The following is a 19,473-nucleotide window of genomic DNA, read 5'->3' on the forward strand; positions in this document are numbered from 1 at the left end:
TCCCCACAGGGGACGGCAGCCATCCGACAGGAGACCGCGCCCACCCCGGCGAGAGACCGCAGCCGCCCTGGCAGGAGACGGCAACCGCCCCAGCGAGGAACAGCAACCGCCCCGACAGGGAACAGCAGCCACCCCGGCGAAGGACCGCAGCCACCCCGGCGAGGGATCGCAGCCGCCCCGCGAGGGACTGGCACCCCCTCCCCCGGCAGGGGTCGTCACTCCCCCGGCGCACCGGCTGGTTCGTCGTTCGGTGCGGCGGGAACCCGCATCCCGTGAACGCGCGCATCGAGGATTACGCCCTCATCGGGGACGAGCAGACCGCGGCTCTGGTCGGCAAGGACGGCTCGATCGACTGGCTGTGTCTGCCCCGCTTCGACTCGGGCGCCTGCTTCGCCAGGCTCCTGGGCGGCGAGGACAACGGCCACTGGCGCATCGCTCCCGCGGGAGCGGGCACCTGCACGCGCCGCGCCTACAAGCCCGACACTCTCGTCCTCGACACCGAGTGGGACACCCCCGAGGGCACGGTCCGGGTGACCGACCTGATGCCGCAGCGCGACCGCGCACCCGACGTCGTACGCATCATCGAGGGGGTCAGCGGACGCGTCACCGTGCAGAGCACGCTCCGGCTGCGCTTCGACTACGGCTCGATCGTGCCGTGGATGCGCCGCTCCGACGGCCACCGGGTGGCCGTCGCCGGCCCGGACTCGGTGTGGCTGCGCACCGAGCCGGCCGTACGCGTCTGGGGCGAGGACTTCAGCACCCGCTCGGAGTTCACCGTCGCCGCGGGCGAACGGGTCGCGTTCGTCCTCACCTGGCACCCCTCGCACGAGCAGCGTCCGCCGCTCGTCGACCCGTACAAGGCGCTGGAGACCAGCGTCCGGGACTGGCAGCGGTGGGCGGCGCGCTGCAGCTACACCGGGCCGCACCGGGACGCCGTCGTACGTTCCCTGATCACGCTGAAGGCCCTCACCTACGCGCCCACGGGCGGGATCGTCGCCGCGGCGACCACTTCACTGCCCGAGGAGCTGGGCGGGGTGCGCAACTGGGACTACCGCTACTGCTGGCTGCGCGACACCACCCTCACCCTCGGCGCCCTGCTGGCGGCGGGCTTCCAGGAGGAGGCCGCGGCCTGGCGCGACTGGCTGCTGCGCGCGGTGGCGGGCGACCCGGCGGACCTGCAGATCATGTACGGCCTGGCGGGCGAGCGCCGGCTGCCGGAGTGGGAGGTGCCCTGGCTGACCGGCTTCGGCGAGTCCACGCCGGTGCGGGTCGGCAACGGCGCCGTCGACCAGCTCCAGCTGGACGTGTACGGCGAGGTCATGGACGCGCTGTCGCTGGCCCGCACGTCGGGCCTGAGCACCAAGCCGCACATGTGGGCGCTGCAGTGCGCGCTCATGAACTTCCTGACGACGGTGTGGCGGCAGCCCGACGAGGGGTTGTGGGAGGTGCGCGGCGGGCGGCGCCAGTTCGTGCACTCGAAGGTGATGGTGTGGGTGGCCGCCGACCGCGCCGTACGGACGCTGGAGCGGCATCCGCACCTGAAGGGTGACCGGGACGGCTGGCGGGCGATGCGCGACGAGGTGCACCGGGAGGTGTGCGAGAAGGGCTACGACCCCGTGCGCAGGACCTTCACGCAGTACTACGGCTCGCGCGAGCTGGACGCCGCCCTGCTGCTGATCCCCCGCGTCGGCTTCCTGCCCCCCGACGACCCGCGGGTCGTCAGCACGGTCGACGCGATCCGCGCCGACCTCGGCCACGGCGGTTTCGTACGCCGTTACGACACCGATGCCGTCGGCGTCGACGGGATGCCGGGCGGCGAGGGCGCCTTCCTCGCCTGTTCGTTCTGGCTCGCGGACGCCCTGCACATGACCGGCCGCACCGACGAGGCCCGGGAGCTGTTCCGGCGGCTGCTGGACCTCACCAACGACGTGGGCCTGCTGGCCGAGGAGTACGACCCTGAGCTGGGCCGGCAGCTGGGCAACTACCCGCAGGCGTTCAGCCACATCGCGCTGGTGAACACCGCCCTCACCCTGTACGGCGACGAGGGGACCGTGCTCGGGGCAGGATAGGGACCATGGATCTTGGACTGAAGGACAAGGTGTACATCGTCACCGGCGCCACGCGCGGCCTGGGCAACGCCGCCGCGCGGGAGCTGGTGGGCGACGGGGCGAAGGTGGTCATCACCGGCCGCGACGAGAAGCGGGTGGCCGACGCGGCTGCCGAACTGGGCGAGAACGCGGTGGGCGTGGCCGTCGACAACGCGGACGCGGGCGCTCCGGAACGGCTGATCGCTGCCGCCCGGGAGCACTTCGGGGGCTTCGACGGCATCCTCGTCAGCGTCGGCGGGCCGCCGGCCGGGTTCGTCGCCGACAACACGGACGCGCAGTGGCAGGGCGCGTTCGAGTCCGTGTTCCTGGGCGCGGTGCGGCTCGCGCGGGCCGCGGCGGCCGAGCTGGACGCGGGCGGTGTCATCGGGTTCGTGCTGTCCGGCTCGGTGCACGAACCGATTCCGGGGCTGACGATCTCCAACGGACTGCGCCCCGGGCTCGCCGGGTTCGCCAAGTCCCTCGCGGACGAGCTGGGGCCGCGCGGGATCCGGGTGGTGGGGGTGCTGCCGTCGCGCATCGACACGGACCGTGTGCGCGAGCTGGACGGCATGGCCGCGGATCCCGAGGCCGCCCGGCAGGCGAACGAGTCCCGGATCCCGCTGCGCCGCTACGGGGCGCCGGAGGAGTTCGGGCGGGTCGCCGCCTTCCTGTTGTCGCCGGCGGCTTCCTACCTGACGGGAATCATGGTGCCGGTGGACGGCGGGATGAGGCACGGGTTCTGACGGTCCGTCATGTCCGCCTCATCCCTCCTGTCCCTGCCCATTCCTGAAAATCCTGAATCACATCCGTCACACCCGTCATGTGACCCTTTCCGCACCGTGTTTGACCTCCCGTAGGCGCACGTCCGCCGGGAGTACCGGCAGGCCCGCCGCCTCCCTCGCGTGAGTCAACGCCTGCGCCGTGAACTCCGTCAGGGCCGTCGCCGGGTCGACGTGGGGCTCCAGCTGGAGCCAGGCGCGCACCACGGGTGCCGTGCGGCGGCCCGTCAGCAGGAGTTCCGTGTGGGCCACGCCCGCCTGCAGGGCCGTGTCGGCGGCCAGGACGGACTCCAGGGCCCGGCCCCTCAGCAGGGCGCTCCCGCCGTCGCCGGTGTCGATGCGGATCTCGGCCAGACGGCGGGGGCGCAGCGTGGAGGTCAGCCACCACAGGGCGAGCAGCAGCAGGACGGCCAGGACCCCGAGGACCGCGGGCCACCACCAGCCGGCCTCCCGCCAGTGGGTGCGTTCGGCGCTGCTGAGCAGGACGTCGTGCGGGCCGGAGTGGACCCACCAGTGAGGCGGCGGCGCGCCCAGGCCCACGGCCAGTACCGCACCGCCGGCGGCGAGCAGCACCAGGCCCACGAGTGCGAGCAGGACACGGTGGACGGCACCCCTGCGCACGGCGCTCACCTCTTCCGTCCGGGCCGGCGGACGTGCACCGAGAGCGCGGGCGGGTGGTCGAGCCCGAATCCGCGGACCGCCTCGGCGAGCACGGTGTCCAGGTCGGCGCGCACCTCGTCCAGGTCGCGGAAGTGCGAGACCACGTCGACGGCGGCCCGCCTGCGCCGCATGCGCACCCGTACCGCGCGCACGCCGGAGATCTCCATGGCGCGGTCGCGCAGCACCAGTGCGGCGGCCTCGCGGCGCAGAGCGGCGCGGACGTCGGGGTGCGGGCGCCGCATGGGCAGCAGCCCGCGCAGTCCGGGGGTCACGGCGAGGAGGATCAGCCAGAGGCCGAGGGCGGCGGCGACACCGGCGCCGGCCAGGACCCAGGTGTCGTCCAGGGGCCGTTCGGCGAGTTGCCGGGCCAGCGCACGGCGCCAGTGCATCGCGGGGCGGTGGGCGCGTACGGCGGCGATGTCGTAGAGGAAGAGACCCGCGCCGGCCAGCAGGACCAGGGCGACGAGGGCCGCGGGGACGCGGCGCGGTGACCAGAAGCGGCCGCTGCTCCCGGCCGACGGGGTCGGCTCGGGTGGCGAGGGTGATGAGGGTGATGAGGGTGGTGGGGCGTCGAAGGGTTTCTCGGTGTCGAGGACGGGCAGCCGCCGGGTGGTGCCGGCCGGCCGGGGCTCGCTCATGGCGTCCTCCCGTGGGGCGCGCCGGGTGCCGGTGTCAGGTGCAGCCGCTCGACCTGCACGGTGACCTCCGGCACTTCCATGCTCACCAACGCGCCTACCCGCTCCACCACGTGACGACGCACGGCGGCGCAGCGGGCGCCGATGTCGCCGGGGTAGCCGAGTTCGAGAAGGACGCGGACGCGGGCGGTGTCATGGCGCAGGACGACCGTGGCGTGCGGGGGTGCGGCGTCCTCGGGCAGCGGGGCGAGGGCCTCGCGGGCGGCCTGTGCGGCGATCTTCGCGACGACCCGGTCGGCGATCCGCAGGGCGCCGCGCTCGCCCGGCTGCACGAGGGCGGGGGGCTGTCGTCCCGTGCCCGTGCCGGTGCCGGTGTCGGCGCTCACGGCTTTCACCGCCGCCGGTCGCGCCGGTCGTCGCGGGTACGGAAGAAGTCACCCAGTTCCAGGTCGCCCTCCAGGAACCGGCCGACGACGAACCCCACGGCTCCCAGCGCCGCCACCAGCAGAAAGGCTCCGAACCCGCCGAAGTACCCGGCGAATGCCAGCGCCATTCCGGCGATCATGCCGACCACGGCCATGCTCATGCGGCGCTCCTCTTCCCGTCGGGCGTGTTCTCGTCAGGCGTGTTCTCGTCAGGCGTGCTGTGCCGGTTGTGCTCGTCAGGCATGTTCTCGTCAGGCGTGCTGTGCCGGTTGTGCTCGTCGGGCGTGCCGTGGCGTGCTCACTGGATGCGGGGCTGCTCCGGTTCCTCTTCTTCCTCGTCGGGGAGGTTGACGTCGCTCACCGCGATGTTGACCTCGACGACCTCAAGGCCGGTCATGCGTTCCACGGCGGCGATGACGTTCTCCCGCACGGCGCGGGCGACATCGCCGATGGAGACGCCGTAGTCCACGACGATCTCCAGGTCGAGCGCGGTCTGCACCTCGCCGACCTCGGCCTTCACGCCCCGGGTCACCGACTTCGTGCCGCCGGGCACCCGGTCCCGCACGGCTCCGAAGGTGCGGGCCAGACCGCTGCCCATAGCGTGCACACCGAGCACGTCCCGGGCCGCCATGCCGGCGATCTTCTCCACGACACCGTCGGCGATCGTCGTCCGGCCGCGGGTCGCCGGGTCCCCGCCGCCGCGCCGAGTGGTCTTGCGGGGCGACCCCGGTGGTTCGTTCGCTTCGTTGTCGCCGTCTGGGGTCGTCGTCATCTCGGTCATCGCCGTACGTCCCTTTCGGTCGTCGTCCTGCGACCACCGTATGCAAGGTCGCGGGAATGCGCGCCGGTATACGGCAGGCTGGAGGAATGACGTCGACGTCGGACCGGTGGGCGCGGGAAGTCGGGCAGCAACTGCGGCTGGGCAGGCTGCTGCCGCTCGGTGGCGCGCGGGACGGGGTGTGGATCGCCGAGGGAGCGGTCCGGGCGGTCCTGGGGGTCGCGGTGGTCCGGGAGGTGCCGGACGTCCGGCTGGGCGGGCTGCGGATCACGCTCGCCGATCCGGAGGACGTCCACGAACCGGTCGTACCGCCGCCGCCGAGCGCGCTGCCTCCGGGCGCTCTGCGCGTGACGGCCGACTTCGCGGCCACCGTGGCCGAGCCGCTGCCGGCGACCGCGGCGCGACTGCGCGCGGCCCTGTCGACGACCGCGCGGCACCTGGGCCTGCGGGTCACGGAGGTGGATCTCCGGGTGACGGACCTGCTGGAGGCGGCGACCGCGCCGCCGCCCACGGCGGTGCCGGCGGCACGTCCGCCGCGCGCCCGCAGAACCACCGACCCTGACGAGTCCCTGGCCGCCGGCGCCGCACTCTCCGTCCCCGGAGTGACCGGCCTGACCGGCACACTGGGCGGCCTGGGCCACGCGGTCCACATCGAACGGCGGCACATGGGGGACGGGGAACACGCGGACGGATCCGGGGAAGCAGCCCGGCTCCCCCGCCGGCACGTCCGCGTGGAGGTGGCGACGAGCACGGCCCACCGAGCCGTCGAGGTGGCCCGGCGGGTACGCGCCGCCGTCGGAGACGCACTGGACGATCACCCGACGGTGGCGGTACTGGTCACGTCCGTGGGGTGAGCGAGGTCGAGCGGCAGGTGTCCGTCCCCGAGGCCGCGGGTGACCGGCCCCCGGGCCGCAGGCGACCGGGCCAGGGGCTGCGAGTGACCGAGCCAGGGGCCGCGAGTGACCGAGCCAGGGGCCGCGAGTGACCGGGCCAGGGGCCGCGAGTGACCGGGCCAGGGGCCGCGAGTGACCGAGCCAGGGGCTGCGAGTGACCGGGCCACGGGCTGCGAGTGACCGGGCCACGGGCTGCGAGTGACCGGGCCACGGGCTGCGAGTGACCGGGCCACGGGCTGCGAGTGACCGGGCCAGGGGCTGCGAGTGACCGGGTCAAGTCCCTGCTTGTCGAGGCGGGCCGCTCACTCGCCCAGGCCGGCCAGGTCGCGCAGGCGGCGGGACTGGGCGGCGCGTTCGGCGGCGCGCTGGTCGTCGTAGGTCCGGTCGGCGGCGCCCTGCAGCAGGGCCTTGGTCTCCACCACGGCGTCGCGCGGTGCGGCCAGCATCGCGGCGGCCAAGTCCCGTACGGCGCCGTCGAGTTCGTCGGCGGCCACGGCGAGGTTGGCCAGCCCGGTGGCGACCGCCTCCTGGGCCTGGACGAAGCGTCCGGTGACGCACATCTCGAGTGCGCGGGCGTACCCGACGAGGCCGACCAGCGGATGCGTGCCGGTCAGGTCGGGGACGAGGCCCAGGCCGGTCTCGCGCATGGCGAACTGTACGTCGTCCGCGACGACGCGCAGGTCACAGGCCAGTGCCAGCTGGAAGCCGGCACCGATGGCATGCCCCTGGACGGCGGCGATGGACACGATGTCGCTGCGTCGCCACCAGGTGAACGCCTCCTGGAACCCGGCGATGACCCCGTCGAGCCCGGCGTCGTCACGGCGTGCGAGATCGACGAAGCTCGCCTCGCCCGGGATTCCCTCCGGGGTGAACATCTGGCGGTTCAGCCCGGCGGAGAAGGACTGGCCCTCGCCGCGCAGCACGACGACACGGACGGAGCCCGGCAGCAGCCGGCCCGCTTCGGCCAACGCCCGCCACATCGCGGGGCTCTGCGCGTTGCGCTTGGCCGGATTGGTCAGCGTCACCGTGGCGAGCGCGTCGTCGACGGTGAGCCGTACGCCGTCCTTGTCGAGTGCAGGAGTGGAGTCCTGGTCGAGCGAAACCATGGGGCGCCTCCGATGGGTGCGGTCGTCACGCGATGCCTTGAGACATGCTAAGCGACTGCACAGTAACCACCCGGTCGATCACTTCACCGACCGGGTGGCCACCATCGAAGCCGATGGGCCGCCCGGGGTCAGGACGATGCGGCCTTCTTGCCCCGGGTCGCACCGCCACGCCCACGGAGCGTGACGCCCGACTCGCTGAGCATCCGGTGCACGAAGCCATACGAGCGGCCGGTCTCCTCGGCCAGCGCCCGGATGCTCGCACCGGAGTCGTACTTCTTCTTCAGGTCTGCCGCGAGCTTGTCGCGCGCGGCGCCGGTCACCCGGCTGCCCTTCTTCAGAGTCTCGGCCACCCGTGCCTCCTCATGGGAAGTGCGCTCTGGTCTCCTCATGATCACCCCTCCCGGGCGTGATGGCCACCCATTCGGCAAGGTCGGTGGGACATCGTTGTGACGACAGGAGCACATCCCCACATGCGGAATTGATGGTTCCGGCGCGTGAAAGCCGCGAGGCCGAACGGGTGGATCGCTGAAGTGCCAGGTCAGAGACGCGAAGCGGCCGATCCCTTGGGGGTCAAGGGATCGGCCGCGAAATCGATGTACGACACACCTCGATACGAGGACATCTCACACAGATGATGGATCACGGATCGGCCGAATGATCCATACGCAGTGGATCATTCTTTCGATCAAGCCAGGGCGACGAGGTCCGCGTAGTCGGAGCCCCACAGGTCCTCGACACCGTCGGGCAGCAGGATGATCCGCTCCGGCTGGAGCGCCTCGACGGCGCCCTCGTCGTGGGTGACGAGGACGACCGCGCCCTTGTAGGTGCGCAGGGCGCCGAGGATCTCCTCACGGCTGGCGGGGTCGAGGTTGTTGGTCGGCTCGTCGAGGAGCAGGACGTTGGCGGAGGAGACGACCAGCGTGGCGAGGGCCAGCCGGGTCTTCTCGCCGCCGGAGAGGACACCGGCCGGCTTGTCGACGTCGTCGCCGGAGAACAGGAACGAGCCGAGCACCTTGCGGACCTCGACCAGGTCCATGTCGGGGGCGGCCGAGCGCATGTTCTCCAGGACCGTGCGCTCGGGGTCGAGGGTCTCGTGCTCCTGGGCGTAGTAGCCGAGCTTGAGTCCGTGACCGGGGACGACCTCGCCGGTGTCGGGCGTCTCGACCCCGCCGAGCAGGCGCAGCAGGGTGGTCTTGCCGGCGCCGTTGAGGCCGAGGATGACGACCCGGGAGCCCTTGTCGATGGCCAGGTCGACGTCGGTGAAGATCTCCAGCGAGCCGTACGACTTCGACAGGCCCTCGGCCATCAGCGGGGTCTTGCCGCAGGGCGCGGGATCCGGGAAGCGGAGCTTGGCGACCTTGTCGGACTGGCGGACGGCCTCCAGGCCGGAGAGCAGCTTGTCGGCGCGGCGGGCCATGTTCTGCGCGGCGACCGTCTTGGTCGCCTTGGCGCGCATCTTGTCGGCCTGCGCGTTGAGCGCCGCGGCCTTCTTCTCGGCGTTGGCGCGCTCGCGCTTGCGGCGCTTCTCGTCGGCCTCGCGCTGCTGCTGGTAGAGCTTCCAGCCCATGTTGTAGACGTCGATCTGGGCGCGGTTGGCGTCCAGGTAGAAGACCTTGTTGACGACCGTCTCGACCAGGTCGACGTCGTGGGAGATCACGATGAAGCCGCCGCGGTACGTCTTCAGGTAGTCGCGCAGCCAGATGATCGAGTCCGCGTCGAGGTGGTTCGTCGGCTCGTCGAGCAGCAGGGTGTCGGCGTCCGAGAACAGGATGCGGGCCAGCTCGATACGGCGGCGCTGACCGCCGGAGAGCGTGTGCAGCGGCTGGCCGAGGACGCGGTCGGGCAGGTTGAGCGCGGCGGCGATGGTGGCCGCCTCGGCCTCGGCCGCGTACCCGCCCTTGGTGAGGAACTCGGTCTCCTGGCGCTCGTACTGCTTGAGGGCCTTCTCGCGGGTGGCGCCCAGGCCGTTGGCGATGCGCTGCTCGTTCTCGCGCATCTTGCGGATCAGTACGTCGAGGCCGCGGGCGGAGAGGATGCGGTCGCGGGCGAGGACGTCGAGGTCGCCGGTGCGCGGGTCCTGCGGGAGGTAGCCGACCTCACCGGAGCGGGCGATCTGGCCGGCGGCCGGGATGCCCTCGCCGGCCAGGCACTTGGTGAGGGTGGTCTTGCCTGCGCCGTTGCGGCCGACGAGGCCGATGCGGTCGCCCTTGGCGACACGGAAGGTGGCGTGCTCGATGAGGACGCGCGCACCGGCGCGCAGCTCGATACCGGAGGCGGAGATCACGGACAGACTCCAGGGCGTACGGAAGGGGCGGTGGGCGGCTGAGGACGTTCCCGCCGTCTAATGCGCGAGGAGAATGGCCATGGGCCAAGTCTAACGGGGCCGGGCAAGCGGTTTTTCTACGTGCGCCTGTTCGGACCGGCCGCCTGGGCGCTCGTTGCCCAGCGGTGTGCGGTCGGGGGCGATCCGGCCCAGGTCGTCCAGGGCCACGACCTGCTCGGTCCAGGCGCCCTCGGCGCAGGGCTGGGCGAGCAGCAGGGCCGTGCTGTGGCGTACGGCACGTTCGGGCGCGAAGACGCAGTCCGGGTGGGCCGGCAGCACCCAGCGCAGGTCGCCGTCTCCGGTGCGGTACGCGGTGACGCGGTGCGGGGTGACGACGGCGAGGATGCCCTTGCCGAGGGGGCGCAGGACGCCGGTGCCGCCCTGCTCGGCGAGCCAGCCGGCCGCGTCGGGCAGCGCGCGGTGCCAGCGCACGGCGCTGCCGTCGGTGCCGGTGACGAGCCCGTCGTCCCACAGCGTGACCGTCCGCCCGCCTGCCGGCACCACCGCGAGTGGCCGCCGCCCCACGCGCGCGTAGCGCCAGCGCAGTGCCCCGGTGCGGGGGTCATGCGCCTCGACGGCGTCCCCCCTGACCCGCGGCGAACCGTCCTCCGCGTGCGACGGCGCGGGCGCCGGCCGGCTCGTGGTGAGGCGGTCACCGTAGGGCGCGGGGCGCATGAAGTGGGCCCCACCGAGCAGACAGAGCGCGAGAAGCACCAGCGCGGCGGCTGCGGAGCGGGCGTAGGAGGGGCGCGGGGGACGGGGGCGCGTGAAGGGCGTGGGGGGTGTGGGGCGCGTGTGGGGTGTGGGGCGCGTGTGATGTGGGGCGCATGGGGTGCCTGCGGCGCATGGGGTGCCTGCGGTGCCTGCGGTGCTTGCGGTGCCTGCGGCGCGTAAGCGGCTCAGGAGGGCGCCCGGGGCGCGGATTGTCGCGTCGGTAGGGGGCGGGGCGGAGGGGGTCGCGTCGGCCCGGGGCGCGGGGGCGGGAGGCGCCCCGGCTCCGGGCACGGTGGCGTGGGGGCCGTCGGTATGAGGTGAGGCGCTTTGGGGTGCATCCGCACGGAGCGCGGCAGCTTGAGGCGGAGTAGTGGAGGGCGGCGCCGTGTCGGAGTGGGCGGGGGCTGGGCCGTGTGGTGGTGGAGTGGCCATTTCTCCGCCTTTGGTCGCGACGGCCACGGGACAGGCGCAGAGCGTAGTCAGGGGCCGTGGGTGTGGCCCGGATGTGTGGGGGGACACGGCGGGTGTGGGAGCGGGGCGTACGCCGTTCGGGCGTTCGTCCGGCGTTCGGGGAGGTGGGTCGGGCAGGGATGCGCCAGGCTGCGGAGCAGGAGCGCGACGGCGCGGACAGGTCGCGCGAGCGGATCGCGTGGACAGATCGTGTGGAAAGGCCGCGTGGACAGGCCGTGTGGGCAGGTGACGCGGACGGGCGGTTGGGACAGAGGGCGGTGGGCTCGTGCAGTTCGACGATGACGCGAGGCTGGACACCTCCGAGGTGCAGGATCAGCGCGGGCGCCGGATCCCGGGCGGCCGGGCGACCGTCGGCGGTGGCGTCGTCGGGCTGATCGGCCTGTTGCTGGCGCTGTTCCTCGGTGTCGGCCCGGACCAGCTCGGCCTGTCCGGCGGCGACTCGCCCGGACCCGCCAGTTCCTCGCTGGCGCAGGTCCAGCAGACCTGCCGTACCGGGCGGGACGCGAACATCCGGGACGACTGCCGGATGGTGGCGGTGGTCAACAGCGTGCAGGACTACTGGTCACAGGAGTTCCGGCGGCAGGGGGCGGCCTACACGCCGTCGCCGACGGTCTTCTTCAGCGGGGAGGTCGCCACGGGGTGCGGCCTCGCGACCTCGGCGGTCGGGCCGTTCTACTGCCCCGGGGACCGGAAGGTCTATCTCGACCTGGGGTTCTTCAACGAGCTGCGGACGAAGTTCGGGGCGAGCGGCGGGGCGTTCGCGCAGGCGTACGTGGTGGCGCACGAGTACGGCCACCACGTGCAGGACCTGACGGGCACGCTGGGCCGGTCCCAGGACGGAATGACCGGGGCGGACAGCAACTCGGTGCGCACGGAACTGCAGGCGGACTGCTACGCCGGGGTGTGGGCGCACCACGCGACCACGACACCGGACGAGTCGACGGGCCGCCCGCTGATCACCAGCCTGACGACGGCGGACGTCCAGGACGGTCTGGACGCGGCGGCGGCCGTGGGTGACGACCGGATCCAGGAGCGGTTCCAGGGGCGGGTGACGCCGGAGACGTGGACGCACGGGTCGGCGCAGCAGCGGCAGCAGTGGTTCCAGCAGGGGTTCAGGACCGGGGACCCGGCCCGCTGCGACACGTTCCGCTGAGGCGTTGTCAGTGGTGGCTGTCACACTCAAAATCACCGCGGAGACGGCTCCGGGGGCACGACGGATCCGACGCACGAGGGAGTGATCGGCATGGCGGGCACGGGCGGACGGCCGGGCATCTGTCCGACGCTGCTGTACGCGGACGCGAAGGCGGCGATCAAGCAGCTCACGGAGGCCTTCGGCTTCACCGAGCTGTCGGTGTACGAGGGGGCGGACGGCACGGTGATGCACGCCGAGCTGGCCCAGGGCAACGGCGTGGTGATGCTCGGTTCCAAGGGCCGCGGCGGCGTCTTCGACACGGCGATGAAGGACGCGGGTCCCGCGGGGGTGTACGTCGTCGTGGACGACGTCGACGCCCACCACCAGCGGGCCCTGGAGCACGGCGCCGAGATCCTGATGCCCCCGACCGACCAGGACTACGGCTCGCGGGACTACATGGCCCGGGACACCGAGGGCAACATCTGGAGCTTCGGGACGTACGCCCCCGAGATAGGCGGCTGAGCGGCCCGCTCCCGGCGCCGGTCCGGCGTCCCCGGTGTGCTGGCCCCGGTGTGCGCGTCGGCCGTACCCGGTGTGCTCGCCGGTTATCCCCCGGTGTGCACCTGGAAGGCGGCCCGGCGTACGGCCTTGGCGAGGGCGGGGTCGGGGTGGGCGGCGGCGAGCGCGACCAGGACCTGCACGGTGCGCGGGTGGCCGACGGCCCGTACCTCGTCGAGCAGCAGGGGGACGGTGGGCTGCACGGCGGCCTCCAGGTGCCGTACGAGCATGTCCGTCTCACCGTGGTCGGCGACGGCCGCGGCGGTGTCGACCCAGAGCCAGGTGGCCTCCTCGCGGGTGAGGACCTCGTGGGCGTCCTCGGCGTCGATGCCGTCGTGCTCGGCGAGCCACAGCAGGGCGTACGGCCGGAGGGCGGCTTCGTCGACGACCGCGCGGACGTCGGGCTCGGCGGGGGCGCCGACGACGCGCAGCGCCTCGAAGGCGAGGCCGCGCAGCAGGGCGTCCTCGCCGCGGGCGGCGTGCACGAGTTCGCCGACGGCGCTGCCGACGGGGCGGGCGGCGAGCCATGCGCGGTACTCGGCGCGGGCGGCGTTGGGGCGGAGCTGGGCGCAGCCGCGGAGCATGTCCTCGGCGGACTGCTCGATGTTGCCGGCGGGGCTCTGCGCGGCCACGCAGATCTGCTCCAGCTTGACCCAGACCGCCCAGCTGCCGAGCGGGGTGAGGGTGGCCTGGCCGTCGCCGTGGGTGAGGGCGCCGACGGAGGCGAGGGCGCGCACGGCCCAGTCGAGGAGGGGGGCGAGCGGGGTGTCGCCGGCGGGCGCGGGCTCCGCCGGGCGGAGCTGCTCGGCCGGGCCGGCGCTCCCCTCGGCCCCGGGGGCGTAGGAGATCTCGCAGCGCTCGGTGCGCAGTTCGCTGACCCGCTGCTGAAGCAGGTCGAGCAGCTGCTCGACCGGGACGGGGCCGGCGGACAGCTGGAGGAAGGAGAGCACCTGGGGCATGGCCGAGACGACCTCGGCGACGGCGGCGGGCTCGTGGTCCTCGGGTTCCGGGCAGGCGAGGGACCAGGCGTCGAAGAGGGCGACCCAGCCGCGCAGCACGGCACTGTCGTCGCGGTCCCAGGCGCGCAGGCGCCAGCCGGGGCGCGCGCTGTCCCCGTGCACCTCGACGAGTCCGGCGAGGCGGGCGGTGTCCCACTCGGCGCGGACCTGGGCGGAGCTCAGGCCGAGGTCGGTGGCGGCGCGCTCGGCGCTCTTGTCGGAGAGGGTGGCCTTGCCGTCACCGGTGACGTCGTTCCCCGGGCCGAGGGCGGCGTCCGCCCAGCGGGCGACGCGGACCGCGCCGGCCAGGCCGCTGCGCGCCATTCTGGCCAGTTCGGCGGGGGCGGGAGTGCCTTCCGGCGGCCGGGGTGCGGGGCGGCGTGGGCGCCGCTGGTTCACAGCTCTGGGGGCGGCGGCCAGGGGTCGCGGTCGGACGAGTCGAAGCCTGGAGTCGCGCGGGATACGGGACGTCACGGGTGCAGTCTTCCGGTTGACGGTCCGAAAACCCAAACGGAATGTCACGGGGGGCGACGGGGGTGGCCAATGCACGGGGTGCGGTGACAGGCGAAGGAGAGATGATCCGGCCGTTCGTACGGCGCTAAACGGAACGTCTGGAACCGGGGCTTCCGGTTGGGGTCGGAGGCGCCGGTGCACGGGTGATCGGCGATGACTCACCTCGGTGTCCGACCGCAGGTGTCCCACCCCAGGTGTTCCACCTCAGGTGTCCCACCTCGGCCGGTTCGCATCAGGGGTACCGGCCGGCTCACATCAGGGGTATCAGGAATCGGCGCAGGCGCTCCTCGTACTCCTCCGGGTCCACGTTCCACATCGCGGCGTGCGAGGCCTGGGCGACGGTGTGCAGGGCGACCCGGTCGGGGTGGCGGGCGGCGAGGCGGCGGGAGTACTCCCAGGGGGCCACCGTGTCGTCCGGGCCGTGGAAGATCAGCGTGGGCACGGGCGGCGGGGCGGGGTCGGCGGGCCCGGCGACCTGGTCGGCGGAGAGTCCGGTCCGGCCCTGCGCGGCCCGCACCGCGAGCGGCAGCAGCGGGCCGGGGGTGTGGTGGGCCCGTGCCAGGGCGCGCACCGTGGCCTCCCAGTCGAGCACCGGCGAGTCGAGGACGAGGCCGACGACGCGTTCCCGCACCGGGGAGTGCTCGACGGTGCGCAGGGCCATGGTGGCGCCGGTGGACCAGCCGAGGAGGACGACCCGGGCGGCGCCGTAGCGGACGGCGTAGCGGATCGCCGCGTCGACGTCCCGCCACTCGGTCTCGCCGAGGTGGTTCAGGCCGTCCGGGGGGCGCGGGGCGCCGAGGTCGCCGCGGTAGGCGAGCGCGAGGACGGGCAGGCGCCGCTCGTGCAGAAAGCGCATGACGTTCATGGTGTGCTCGCGGGTGGCGCCCAGGCCGTGGACCGCGATCACCCAGGTGTCCCGCTGCCCCGGCACGAACCAGGCGGGCAGGGAGCCCAGTTCACCGGGCACGTCGACGTCGGCGTGTTCGAGACCGAGGGCGCCGCTCGGGTTGCCGACGTACACGTTCGGGGTGAGCCACACCGCGTCGCCGGGTCCGAGGGCGCCGTGCGTGACGCGTTCGAGGCGGCGGACGACGGTGTCGGCGCTGCGCTCGGCGGACTCCAGGACGGCGCCGACGACCGCGTGGGAGCCGTCGCCGGCGAGGCCGTAGGTGCCGGGGCGCAGGGAGGCCAGGTCGCGGGTGAGGGTGATCCGGCCGGCCGCCGTGGCGTGCACGGTGAGGCGGGGCTCGGTGGGCAGGGGCCGGCCCGCGGGCGCCTTCAGCGCGGCGTCGCTGGCGAGCCGGCCGGCGGCCACGGATGCCGCGCCGGCGGCCAGGACTGCGGTGAGTGCGGCGGCGGTCGCCTTGACGGTGCGCACGCGTCCAGTGTCGTGGCGGTCGGTGATCCCGGCCAGCGGAGGAACACGGCGAAGCGAAAGCGCGGAGCGGAACAGCGGAGCAAAACCCTGGAGCGGAACAGCGGACCGGGACAGCCGAGCGAAACCCCGGAACTGAACCCCGGACCGGGACAGCCGAGCGAAAGCACGGAGCGAAACCACGGACCGGGAACTCGGACCGGGACAGCCGAGCGGAACAGCGGAGCGAAACCCCGGAGCGGAAGCGCGGAGCGGAAGCGCGGGTGGTCAGCTGTGCTGTCCGTACCCCTTTAGGCGTTCGGTGACCTCGGAGAGTTGGGAGTCGGTGAGCAGGGACGGGCTCAGAGCCGGGAGCGAGGACGCGGTCAGCCACAGACGGCACATCCACTCCAGCTGGGCGGTGCGGTCGTAGGCCTGGTCGAGGGTGGTGCCGTAGGTGACGGTGCCGTGGTTGCGCAGGAGGCAGCCGGAGCGGTCGGTGAGGGCGTGCAGCATGTTCGCGGCGAGTTCGTCGGTGCCGTAGGCCGCGTAGGGGGCGACCCGGACGCGGCCACCGAGGGCGCTGGCCATGTAGTGGATCGCGGGCAGCTCGGTCACGAGGGTGGAGACGGCCGTGGCGTGCACGGCGTGGGTGTGGACGACGGCGCGGGCGTCGGTCGTGCGGTAGACCGCGAGGTGCATGGGCAGTTCGCTGGTCGGCACCAGCGTGCCGAGCACCTGCCGGCCGGTGAGGTCGACACCGGTGATGTCGTCCGGGGTCAGCCGGTCGTAGGGCACGCCCGAAGGGGTGACGAGGACGGTGTCCCCGACCCGCGCGGAGACGTTGCCGGAGGTGCCGACGACGAGCCCGTCGGCGACGGTCCGCCGTGCCGTCGCGACCAGCTCCTCCCAGACGCGTGCCTCGTCCCCGCGCGCGCCCCTGCCCCCGCGCTCGTCCCCGTCCCCGTCCGCGCCTGCCGTGCGCCGCTGTTCAGCCATGCGGTGATCCTGCCAGCAGGCCGGGTGGGGAACGGCGCGCGGGAACGCAACAGTTGTGCCGCCGAACGGGCGTATATCGCCCTGAAATATACGAAAAACTGCTCCCCGTCGATGATCGCCTGCGTTCAATGTTCCTCCCGCTCGCCGGACTCCGTCGGCCCCGCCCCCGGGAGGACACATGACCCGCGACCACTCCCCCAGTTCACGTTCTTCACTCCCCGCGCCTCCCACGCATCCCGCGCCCCCTGCGCATCCCGCGCGTCGCCGCGCGGGCGTCCTCGCCGCGGCCACCGCGGTGCTCGCCCTCGCGGGCGCCCAGACGGCGACCGCCGGGCCGTCCTCGGCCGCGGCGGGAGGACTGCCGTCGGCGGCCATGGCGGGGCTGCCCGTGGGCCACGACGTGTCGTCCCACCAGGAGCACGTCGACTGGCCGGAGGTCCGCTCGAAGGGCGCGCGGTTCGTCTACGTGAAGGCGACCGAGTCCACCGGCTACCGCAACCCCTACTTCGACCGGCAGTACGGCGGCGCCCGCCGGGCGGGGCTGATCCGGGGCGCGTACCACTTCGCCCGTCCGGACCGGTCCTCCGGCGCGGAGCAGGCCGCCTACTTCGTGCGGAACGGCGGCGACTGGCGCCCGGACGGGCGCACGCTGCCGCCCGCGCTCGACATCGAGTACAACCCGTACGACCCGCACGAGAAGTGCTACGGGCTGAGCCGGCCGGGGATGGTCCGCTGGATCCGGTCGTTCAGCGACGAGGTCAGGCGGGAGACCGGCCGCCGCCCGGTGATCTACACGACCGCCCTGTGGTGGAGCGCCTGCACCGGCGACAGCCGCGCGTTCGCCGGTGACCACGCCCTGTGGATCGCCAGCCACGGCGCCCCGGACCCGGGGTCGCTGCCCGGCGGCTGGCAGCACTGGACCTTCTGGCAGTACGACATCCGGGGCGGTCTGCCGGGTGACCAGAATCTCTTCAACGGGCCGCGGAGCCGGCTGCGGGCCTTCGCGCTCGGCCGCTGACCAAGGGGCGCCTGAGGCACCGGAGACGAACGGAACCCCGACCCCCCGTTCAAGACACCCTCAAGCCCGCCTCAGTTCATCTTCCGTTCACCCAGGTTGCCTACGGTCCAACAGCCAATGACCTCGAACGATTGCCTGGGTAAATGGAAAACTTCTCGCTGATCCTCGCGATTGTGGTGGTAACCGCACTCGCGTTTGATTTCACGAACGGTTTTCACGACACCGCCAACGCGATGGCCACCACCATCTCGACCGGTGCGCTCAAGCCCAAGGTCGCGGTGGCCCTGTCCGCCGCCCTCAACCTTGTGGGCGCCTTCCTCTCCGTGGAGGTCGCCAACACGATCTCCAAGGGTCTCGTCGATGAGAACGGCATCCGTCCCGAGGTCATCTTCGCCGCCCTCACCGGCGCGATCCTCTGGAACCTGCTGACCTGGCTGGTGGGACTTCCCTCCAGCTCCTCGCACGCCCTGATGGGCGGCCTGGTCGGTGCCACCGTCGCCTCGGCGGGCCTCGGCGCCGTCCACGGTGACGTCCTGGTCACCAAGGTCCTGCTCCCGGCGGTCGCCGCACCGCTGGTGGCCGGTCTCGCGGCGACGCTCGCCACCCGCTTCTCCTACGGCATCGGCAAGAACGCCGGCGGCGAGGCCACCCGCAAGGGCTACCGCGCCGGCCAGATCGCCTCCGCCGGCCTGGTCTCCCTCGCGCACGGCACCAACGACGCGCAGAAGACGATGGGCATCATCACCCTCGCGCTGGTCGCGGGCGGCACCATCGCCCCCGACTCCAACCCTCCCACCTGGGTCATCCTCTCCGCGGGCCTGGCCATCGCGCTCGGCACCTACATCGGCGGCTGGCGCATCATCCGCACCATGGGCAAGGGCCTGACCGACCTGCAGCCGCAGCAGGGCTTCGCCGCGCAGACCAGCGCCGCCACCGCCATCCTGGCCTCCTCCCACCTGGGCTTCTCCCTGTCCACCACGCACGTCGTCTCCGGTTCGGTGATGGGTGCGGGCCTGGGCCGCAAGGGCGGTGTGGTGCGCTGGTCCACCGCGACCCGGATGGTCGTCGCCTGGGTGCTGACCCTCCCGGCCGCCGCCCTGGTCGGCGCGGGCGCCGAGTCGGTGACGGAGCTGGGCGACTGGGGCACCGGGCTCGTCCTCGTCCTCCTGGTCGCCGCCAGCGCCGCGATCTGGAAGGTCTCCCGCCGTGAGGTCGTCGACCACACCAACGTCACCGCCGACGGCGTCACCGAGCCGGCCGGCGTGGTGACCACCGCCATGGCCGCGGTGACCCCGCCCCCGGCCGGCACCGTCACCGCGACCGTGACCGAGGGCCTGACGGCCACCATCGCGGCTCCGGCCACCGCCGACCCGGCCCCGGCGGCCCCGGCGACCCCGCCGGCCGCCGCGGTCTGACCCCGAGCACCCGGTACCTGAAGGAAGCATCCCCATGAAGATCGACTGGGCGGCCATCGGCTCCGTCTTCGGTGTCAGCCTCGTGGCGACCGTGGGCCTGGTGGTCCTGTTCACCCTCGGTGTCACCGGCCTCTCCCGCCGGGAGAAGGCCGCGGCGCAGGGCAACTCCGCGGCGCTCGCGGTGACCGGCGCGTACGTCTGCTTCGCCGCCTGCGCTGCCGCGGTGGCGTACGGCATCTACCTGATCGTGGCCAAGGCCTGATCCCTCAGATCAAGACCTCAACCCCCAGGCCACGGCCCCGGCCTGACCGTCCGTCCGGAAGACTCCGCCCCGAAGCGTTCGGGGGGCGGAGTCTTTCGTGTGCCCCGGCATCGCGTGAGCGGCGCCCGACGCGGGGCTGTGTGGGGCTCGGCACACTCTCTCCGCGCAGGTCAACGGCAAGTTGACGGCTCTTCCGGGAGCGTGGTGGACTGCCGGGGCCATGTACGGCGGCAGAAGAGGAAGCCGGTGCGAATCCGGCGCGGTCCCGCCACTGTCACCGGGGTAGAACCCCCGGGAGCCAGGAACTCTCGCCGCCGGTCTCGTCGAACCAGGGCGTGGACACCCTGAGTGAG

At 73.1% G+C, this 19,473-nt stretch carries 20 protein-coding genes and 1 riboswitch; of the genes, 8 read left to right on the forward strand and 12 right to left on the reverse strand.

From position 1 onward, the window contains the following. The first annotated feature begins 272 nt into the window (after positions 1-272). Positions 273-2,069, forward strand: coding sequence for a glycoside hydrolase family 15 protein (locus ACGFYV_RS12230; RefSeq protein WP_393878277.1), 1,797 nt, complete (start codon positions 273-275; stop codon positions 2,067-2,069). 5 nt (positions 2,070-2,074) lie between these two features. Next, on the forward strand, positions 2,075-2,830 hold the full coding sequence (locus ACGFYV_RS12235) for an SDR family oxidoreductase (protein ID WP_393878278.1): 756 nt from the start codon (positions 2,075-2,077) through the stop codon (positions 2,828-2,830). A gap of 75 nt (positions 2,831-2,905) precedes the next feature. On the opposite strand, the gene amaP is transcribed toward ACGFYV_RS12235, so the two are convergent. From amaP to ACGFYV_RS12260, 5 genes are all read right to left on the reverse strand, one after another. Continuing rightward, positions 2,906-3,496, reverse strand: coding sequence for an alkaline shock response membrane anchor protein AmaP (gene amaP / locus ACGFYV_RS12240; RefSeq protein WP_393878279.1), 591 nt, complete (start codon positions 3,494-3,496; stop codon positions 2,906-2,908). After that, positions 3,493-4,164 (reverse strand): DUF6286 domain-containing protein, encoded by a 672-nt coding sequence (locus ACGFYV_RS12245; RefSeq protein WP_393878280.1) that lies wholly within the window; start codon positions 4,162-4,164, stop codon positions 3,493-3,495. The genes amaP and ACGFYV_RS12245 overlap by 4 nt, the downstream gene beginning before the upstream one ends. Continuing rightward, positions 4,161-4,547 (reverse strand): hypothetical protein, encoded by a 387-nt coding sequence (locus tag ACGFYV_RS12250; protein ID WP_393878281.1) that lies wholly within the window; start codon positions 4,545-4,547, stop codon positions 4,161-4,163. The genes ACGFYV_RS12245 and ACGFYV_RS12250 overlap by 4 nt, the downstream gene beginning before the upstream one ends. Positions 4,548-4,552: 5 nt before the next feature. After that, positions 4,553-4,747 (reverse strand): hypothetical protein, encoded by a 195-nt coding sequence (locus tag ACGFYV_RS12255; protein WP_393878282.1) that lies wholly within the window; start codon positions 4,745-4,747, stop codon positions 4,553-4,555. A gap of 137 nt (positions 4,748-4,884) precedes the next feature. Continuing rightward, complete coding sequence (locus tag ACGFYV_RS12260) at positions 4,885-5,367, reverse strand: Asp23/Gls24 family envelope stress response protein (RefSeq protein WP_393878283.1); 483 nt, start codon at positions 5,365-5,367, stop codon at positions 4,885-4,887. Between the two features lie 86 nt (positions 5,368-5,453). Between ACGFYV_RS12260 and ACGFYV_RS12265 the strand changes: the two genes are divergently transcribed. Next, positions 5,454-6,218 (forward strand): nucleopolyhedrovirus P10 family protein, encoded by a 765-nt coding sequence (locus tag ACGFYV_RS12265; RefSeq protein ID WP_393878284.1) that lies wholly within the window; start codon positions 5,454-5,456, stop codon positions 6,216-6,218. 341 nt (positions 6,219-6,559) lie between these two features. Here the strand turns inward: ACGFYV_RS12265 and ACGFYV_RS12270 are convergent, their stop codons facing one another. From ACGFYV_RS12270 to ACGFYV_RS12285, 4 genes are all read right to left on the reverse strand, one after another. After that, positions 6,560-7,363 carry an enoyl-CoA hydratase/isomerase family protein gene (locus ACGFYV_RS12270; protein WP_393878285.1) on the reverse strand — a complete coding sequence of 268 codons (804 nt, stop codon included), beginning with the start codon at positions 7,361-7,363 and terminating at the stop codon, positions 6,560-6,562. A gap of 128 nt (positions 7,364-7,491) precedes the next feature. Beyond that, positions 7,492-7,713: a helix-turn-helix domain-containing protein gene (locus tag ACGFYV_RS12275; protein WP_004002281.1), complete on the reverse strand. Its 222-nt coding sequence runs from the start codon at positions 7,711-7,713 to the stop codon at positions 7,492-7,494. A gap of 335 nt (positions 7,714-8,048) precedes the next feature. Continuing rightward, a complete protein-coding gene (abc-f, locus tag ACGFYV_RS12280; RefSeq protein WP_393878286.1) occupies positions 8,049-9,647 on the reverse strand; it encodes a ribosomal protection-like ABC-F family protein in 1,599 nt (532 codons plus the stop codon). Between the two features lie 90 nt (positions 9,648-9,737). Continuing rightward, positions 9,738-10,361: a hypothetical protein gene (locus tag ACGFYV_RS12285; protein WP_393878287.1), complete on the reverse strand. Its 624-nt coding sequence runs from the start codon at positions 10,359-10,361 to the stop codon at positions 9,738-9,740. Positions 10,362-11,136: 775 nt separating this feature from the next. Between ACGFYV_RS12285 and ACGFYV_RS12290 the strand changes: the two genes are divergently transcribed. Both ACGFYV_RS12290 and ACGFYV_RS12295 read left to right on the forward strand, forming a co-directional pair. Next, on the forward strand, positions 11,137-12,024 hold the full coding sequence (locus ACGFYV_RS12290; RefSeq protein ID WP_393878288.1) for a neutral zinc metallopeptidase: 888 nt from the start codon (positions 11,137-11,139) through the stop codon (positions 12,022-12,024). A gap of 90 nt (positions 12,025-12,114) precedes the next feature. After that, complete coding sequence (locus tag ACGFYV_RS12295) at positions 12,115-12,525, forward strand: VOC family protein (protein WP_393878289.1); 411 nt, start codon at positions 12,115-12,117, stop codon at positions 12,523-12,525. A gap of 83 nt (positions 12,526-12,608) precedes the next feature. On the opposite strand, the gene ACGFYV_RS12300 is transcribed toward ACGFYV_RS12295, so the two are convergent. The 3 genes from ACGFYV_RS12300 to ACGFYV_RS12310 all read right to left on the reverse strand — a co-directional run bounded on the left by ACGFYV_RS12300 (position 12,609) and on the right by ACGFYV_RS12310 (position 16,425). Continuing rightward, on the reverse strand, positions 12,609-13,883 hold the full coding sequence (locus ACGFYV_RS12300) for a hypothetical protein (RefSeq protein ID WP_393878290.1): 1,275 nt from the start codon (positions 13,881-13,883) through the stop codon (positions 12,609-12,611). A gap of 439 nt (positions 13,884-14,322) precedes the next feature. Further along, complete coding sequence (locus ACGFYV_RS12305; RefSeq protein ID WP_393878291.1) at positions 14,323-15,450, reverse strand: alpha/beta hydrolase; 1,128 nt, start codon at positions 15,448-15,450, stop codon at positions 14,323-14,325. Positions 15,451-15,714: 264 nt separating this feature from the next. Then, positions 15,715-16,425 (reverse strand): class II aldolase/adducin family protein, encoded by a 711-nt coding sequence (locus ACGFYV_RS12310; RefSeq protein ID WP_393878292.1) that lies wholly within the window; start codon positions 16,423-16,425, stop codon positions 15,715-15,717. A gap of 178 nt (positions 16,426-16,603) precedes the next feature. Between ACGFYV_RS12310 and ACGFYV_RS12315 the strand changes: the two genes are divergently transcribed. From ACGFYV_RS12315 to ACGFYV_RS12325, 3 genes are all read left to right on the forward strand, one after another. Beyond that, positions 16,604-17,443 carry a lysozyme gene (locus ACGFYV_RS12315; protein ID WP_393878293.1) on the forward strand — a complete coding sequence of 280 codons (840 nt, stop codon included), beginning with the start codon at positions 16,604-16,606 and terminating at the stop codon, positions 17,441-17,443. Between the two features lie 143 nt (positions 17,444-17,586). Further along, positions 17,587-18,858, forward strand: a complete 1,272-nt coding sequence (locus ACGFYV_RS12320) for an anion permease (RefSeq protein WP_393878294.1) — start codon at positions 17,587-17,589, stop codon at positions 18,856-18,858. Positions 18,859-18,892: 34 nt separating this feature from the next. Next, the gene (locus ACGFYV_RS12325; protein ID WP_393878295.1) at positions 18,893-19,120 is read left to right on the forward strand and encodes a hypothetical protein; all 228 of its coding nucleotides are present in this window, start codon (positions 18,893-18,895) and stop codon (positions 19,118-19,120) included. A gap of 188 nt (positions 19,121-19,308) precedes the next feature. Continuing rightward, positions 19,309-19,451: riboswitch (cobalamin riboswitch) on the forward strand. Positions 19,452-19,473 lie beyond the last annotated feature (22 nt).

Source organism: Streptomyces sp. NPDC048297 (genome assembly GCF_043201585.1).
GTDB lineage: Bacteria > Actinomycetota > Actinomycetes > Streptomycetales > Streptomycetaceae > Streptomyces.

What these genes read in the sequence shown, in the direction of transcription:
- ACGFYV_RS12235 (WP_393878278.1), top strand. Translation starts at nt 2,075, where the DNA reads ATGGATCTTGGACTGAAGGACAAGGTGTACATCGTCACCGGCGCCACG.
- ACGFYV_RS12245 (WP_393878280.1), bottom strand. Translation starts at nt 4,164, where the DNA reads ATGAGCGAGCCCCGGCCGGCCGGCACCACCCGGCGGCTGCCCGTCCTC.
- ACGFYV_RS12255 (WP_393878282.1), bottom strand. Translation starts at nt 4,747, where the DNA reads ATGAGCATGGCCGTGGTCGGCATGATCGCCGGAATGGCGCTGGCATTC.
- ACGFYV_RS12260 (WP_393878283.1), bottom strand. Translation starts at nt 5,367, where the DNA reads ATGACCGAGATGACGACGACCCCAGACGGCGACAACGAAGCGAACGAA.
- ACGFYV_RS12265 (WP_393878284.1), top strand. Translation starts at nt 5,454, where the DNA reads ATGACGTCGACGTCGGACCGGTGGGCGCGGGAAGTCGGGCAGCAACTG.
- ACGFYV_RS12270 (WP_393878285.1), bottom strand. Translation starts at nt 7,363, where the DNA reads ATGGTTTCGCTCGACCAGGACTCCACTCCTGCACTCGACAAGGACGGC.
- ACGFYV_RS12285 (WP_393878287.1), bottom strand. Translation starts at nt 10,361, where the DNA reads ATGCGCCCCGCGCCCTACGGTGACCGCCTCACCACGAGCCGGCCGGCG.
- ACGFYV_RS12295 (WP_393878289.1), top strand. Translation starts at nt 12,115, where the DNA reads ATGGCGGGCACGGGCGGACGGCCGGGCATCTGTCCGACGCTGCTGTAC.
- ACGFYV_RS12300 (WP_393878290.1), bottom strand. Translation starts at nt 13,883, where the DNA reads ATGGCGCGCAGCGGCCTGGCCGGCGCGGTCCGCGTCGCCCGCTGGGCG.
- ACGFYV_RS12310 (WP_393878292.1), bottom strand. Translation starts at nt 16,425, where the DNA reads ATGGCTGAACAGCGGCGCACGGCAGGCGCGGACGGGGACGGGGACGAG.
- ACGFYV_RS12315 (WP_393878293.1), top strand. Translation starts at nt 16,604, where the DNA reads ATGACCCGCGACCACTCCCCCAGTTCACGTTCTTCACTCCCCGCGCCT.
- ACGFYV_RS12320 (WP_393878294.1), top strand. Translation starts at nt 17,587, where the DNA reads ATGGAAAACTTCTCGCTGATCCTCGCGATTGTGGTGGTAACCGCACTC.
- ACGFYV_RS12325 (WP_393878295.1), top strand. Translation starts at nt 18,893, where the DNA reads ATGAAGATCGACTGGGCGGCCATCGGCTCCGTCTTCGGTGTCAGCCTC.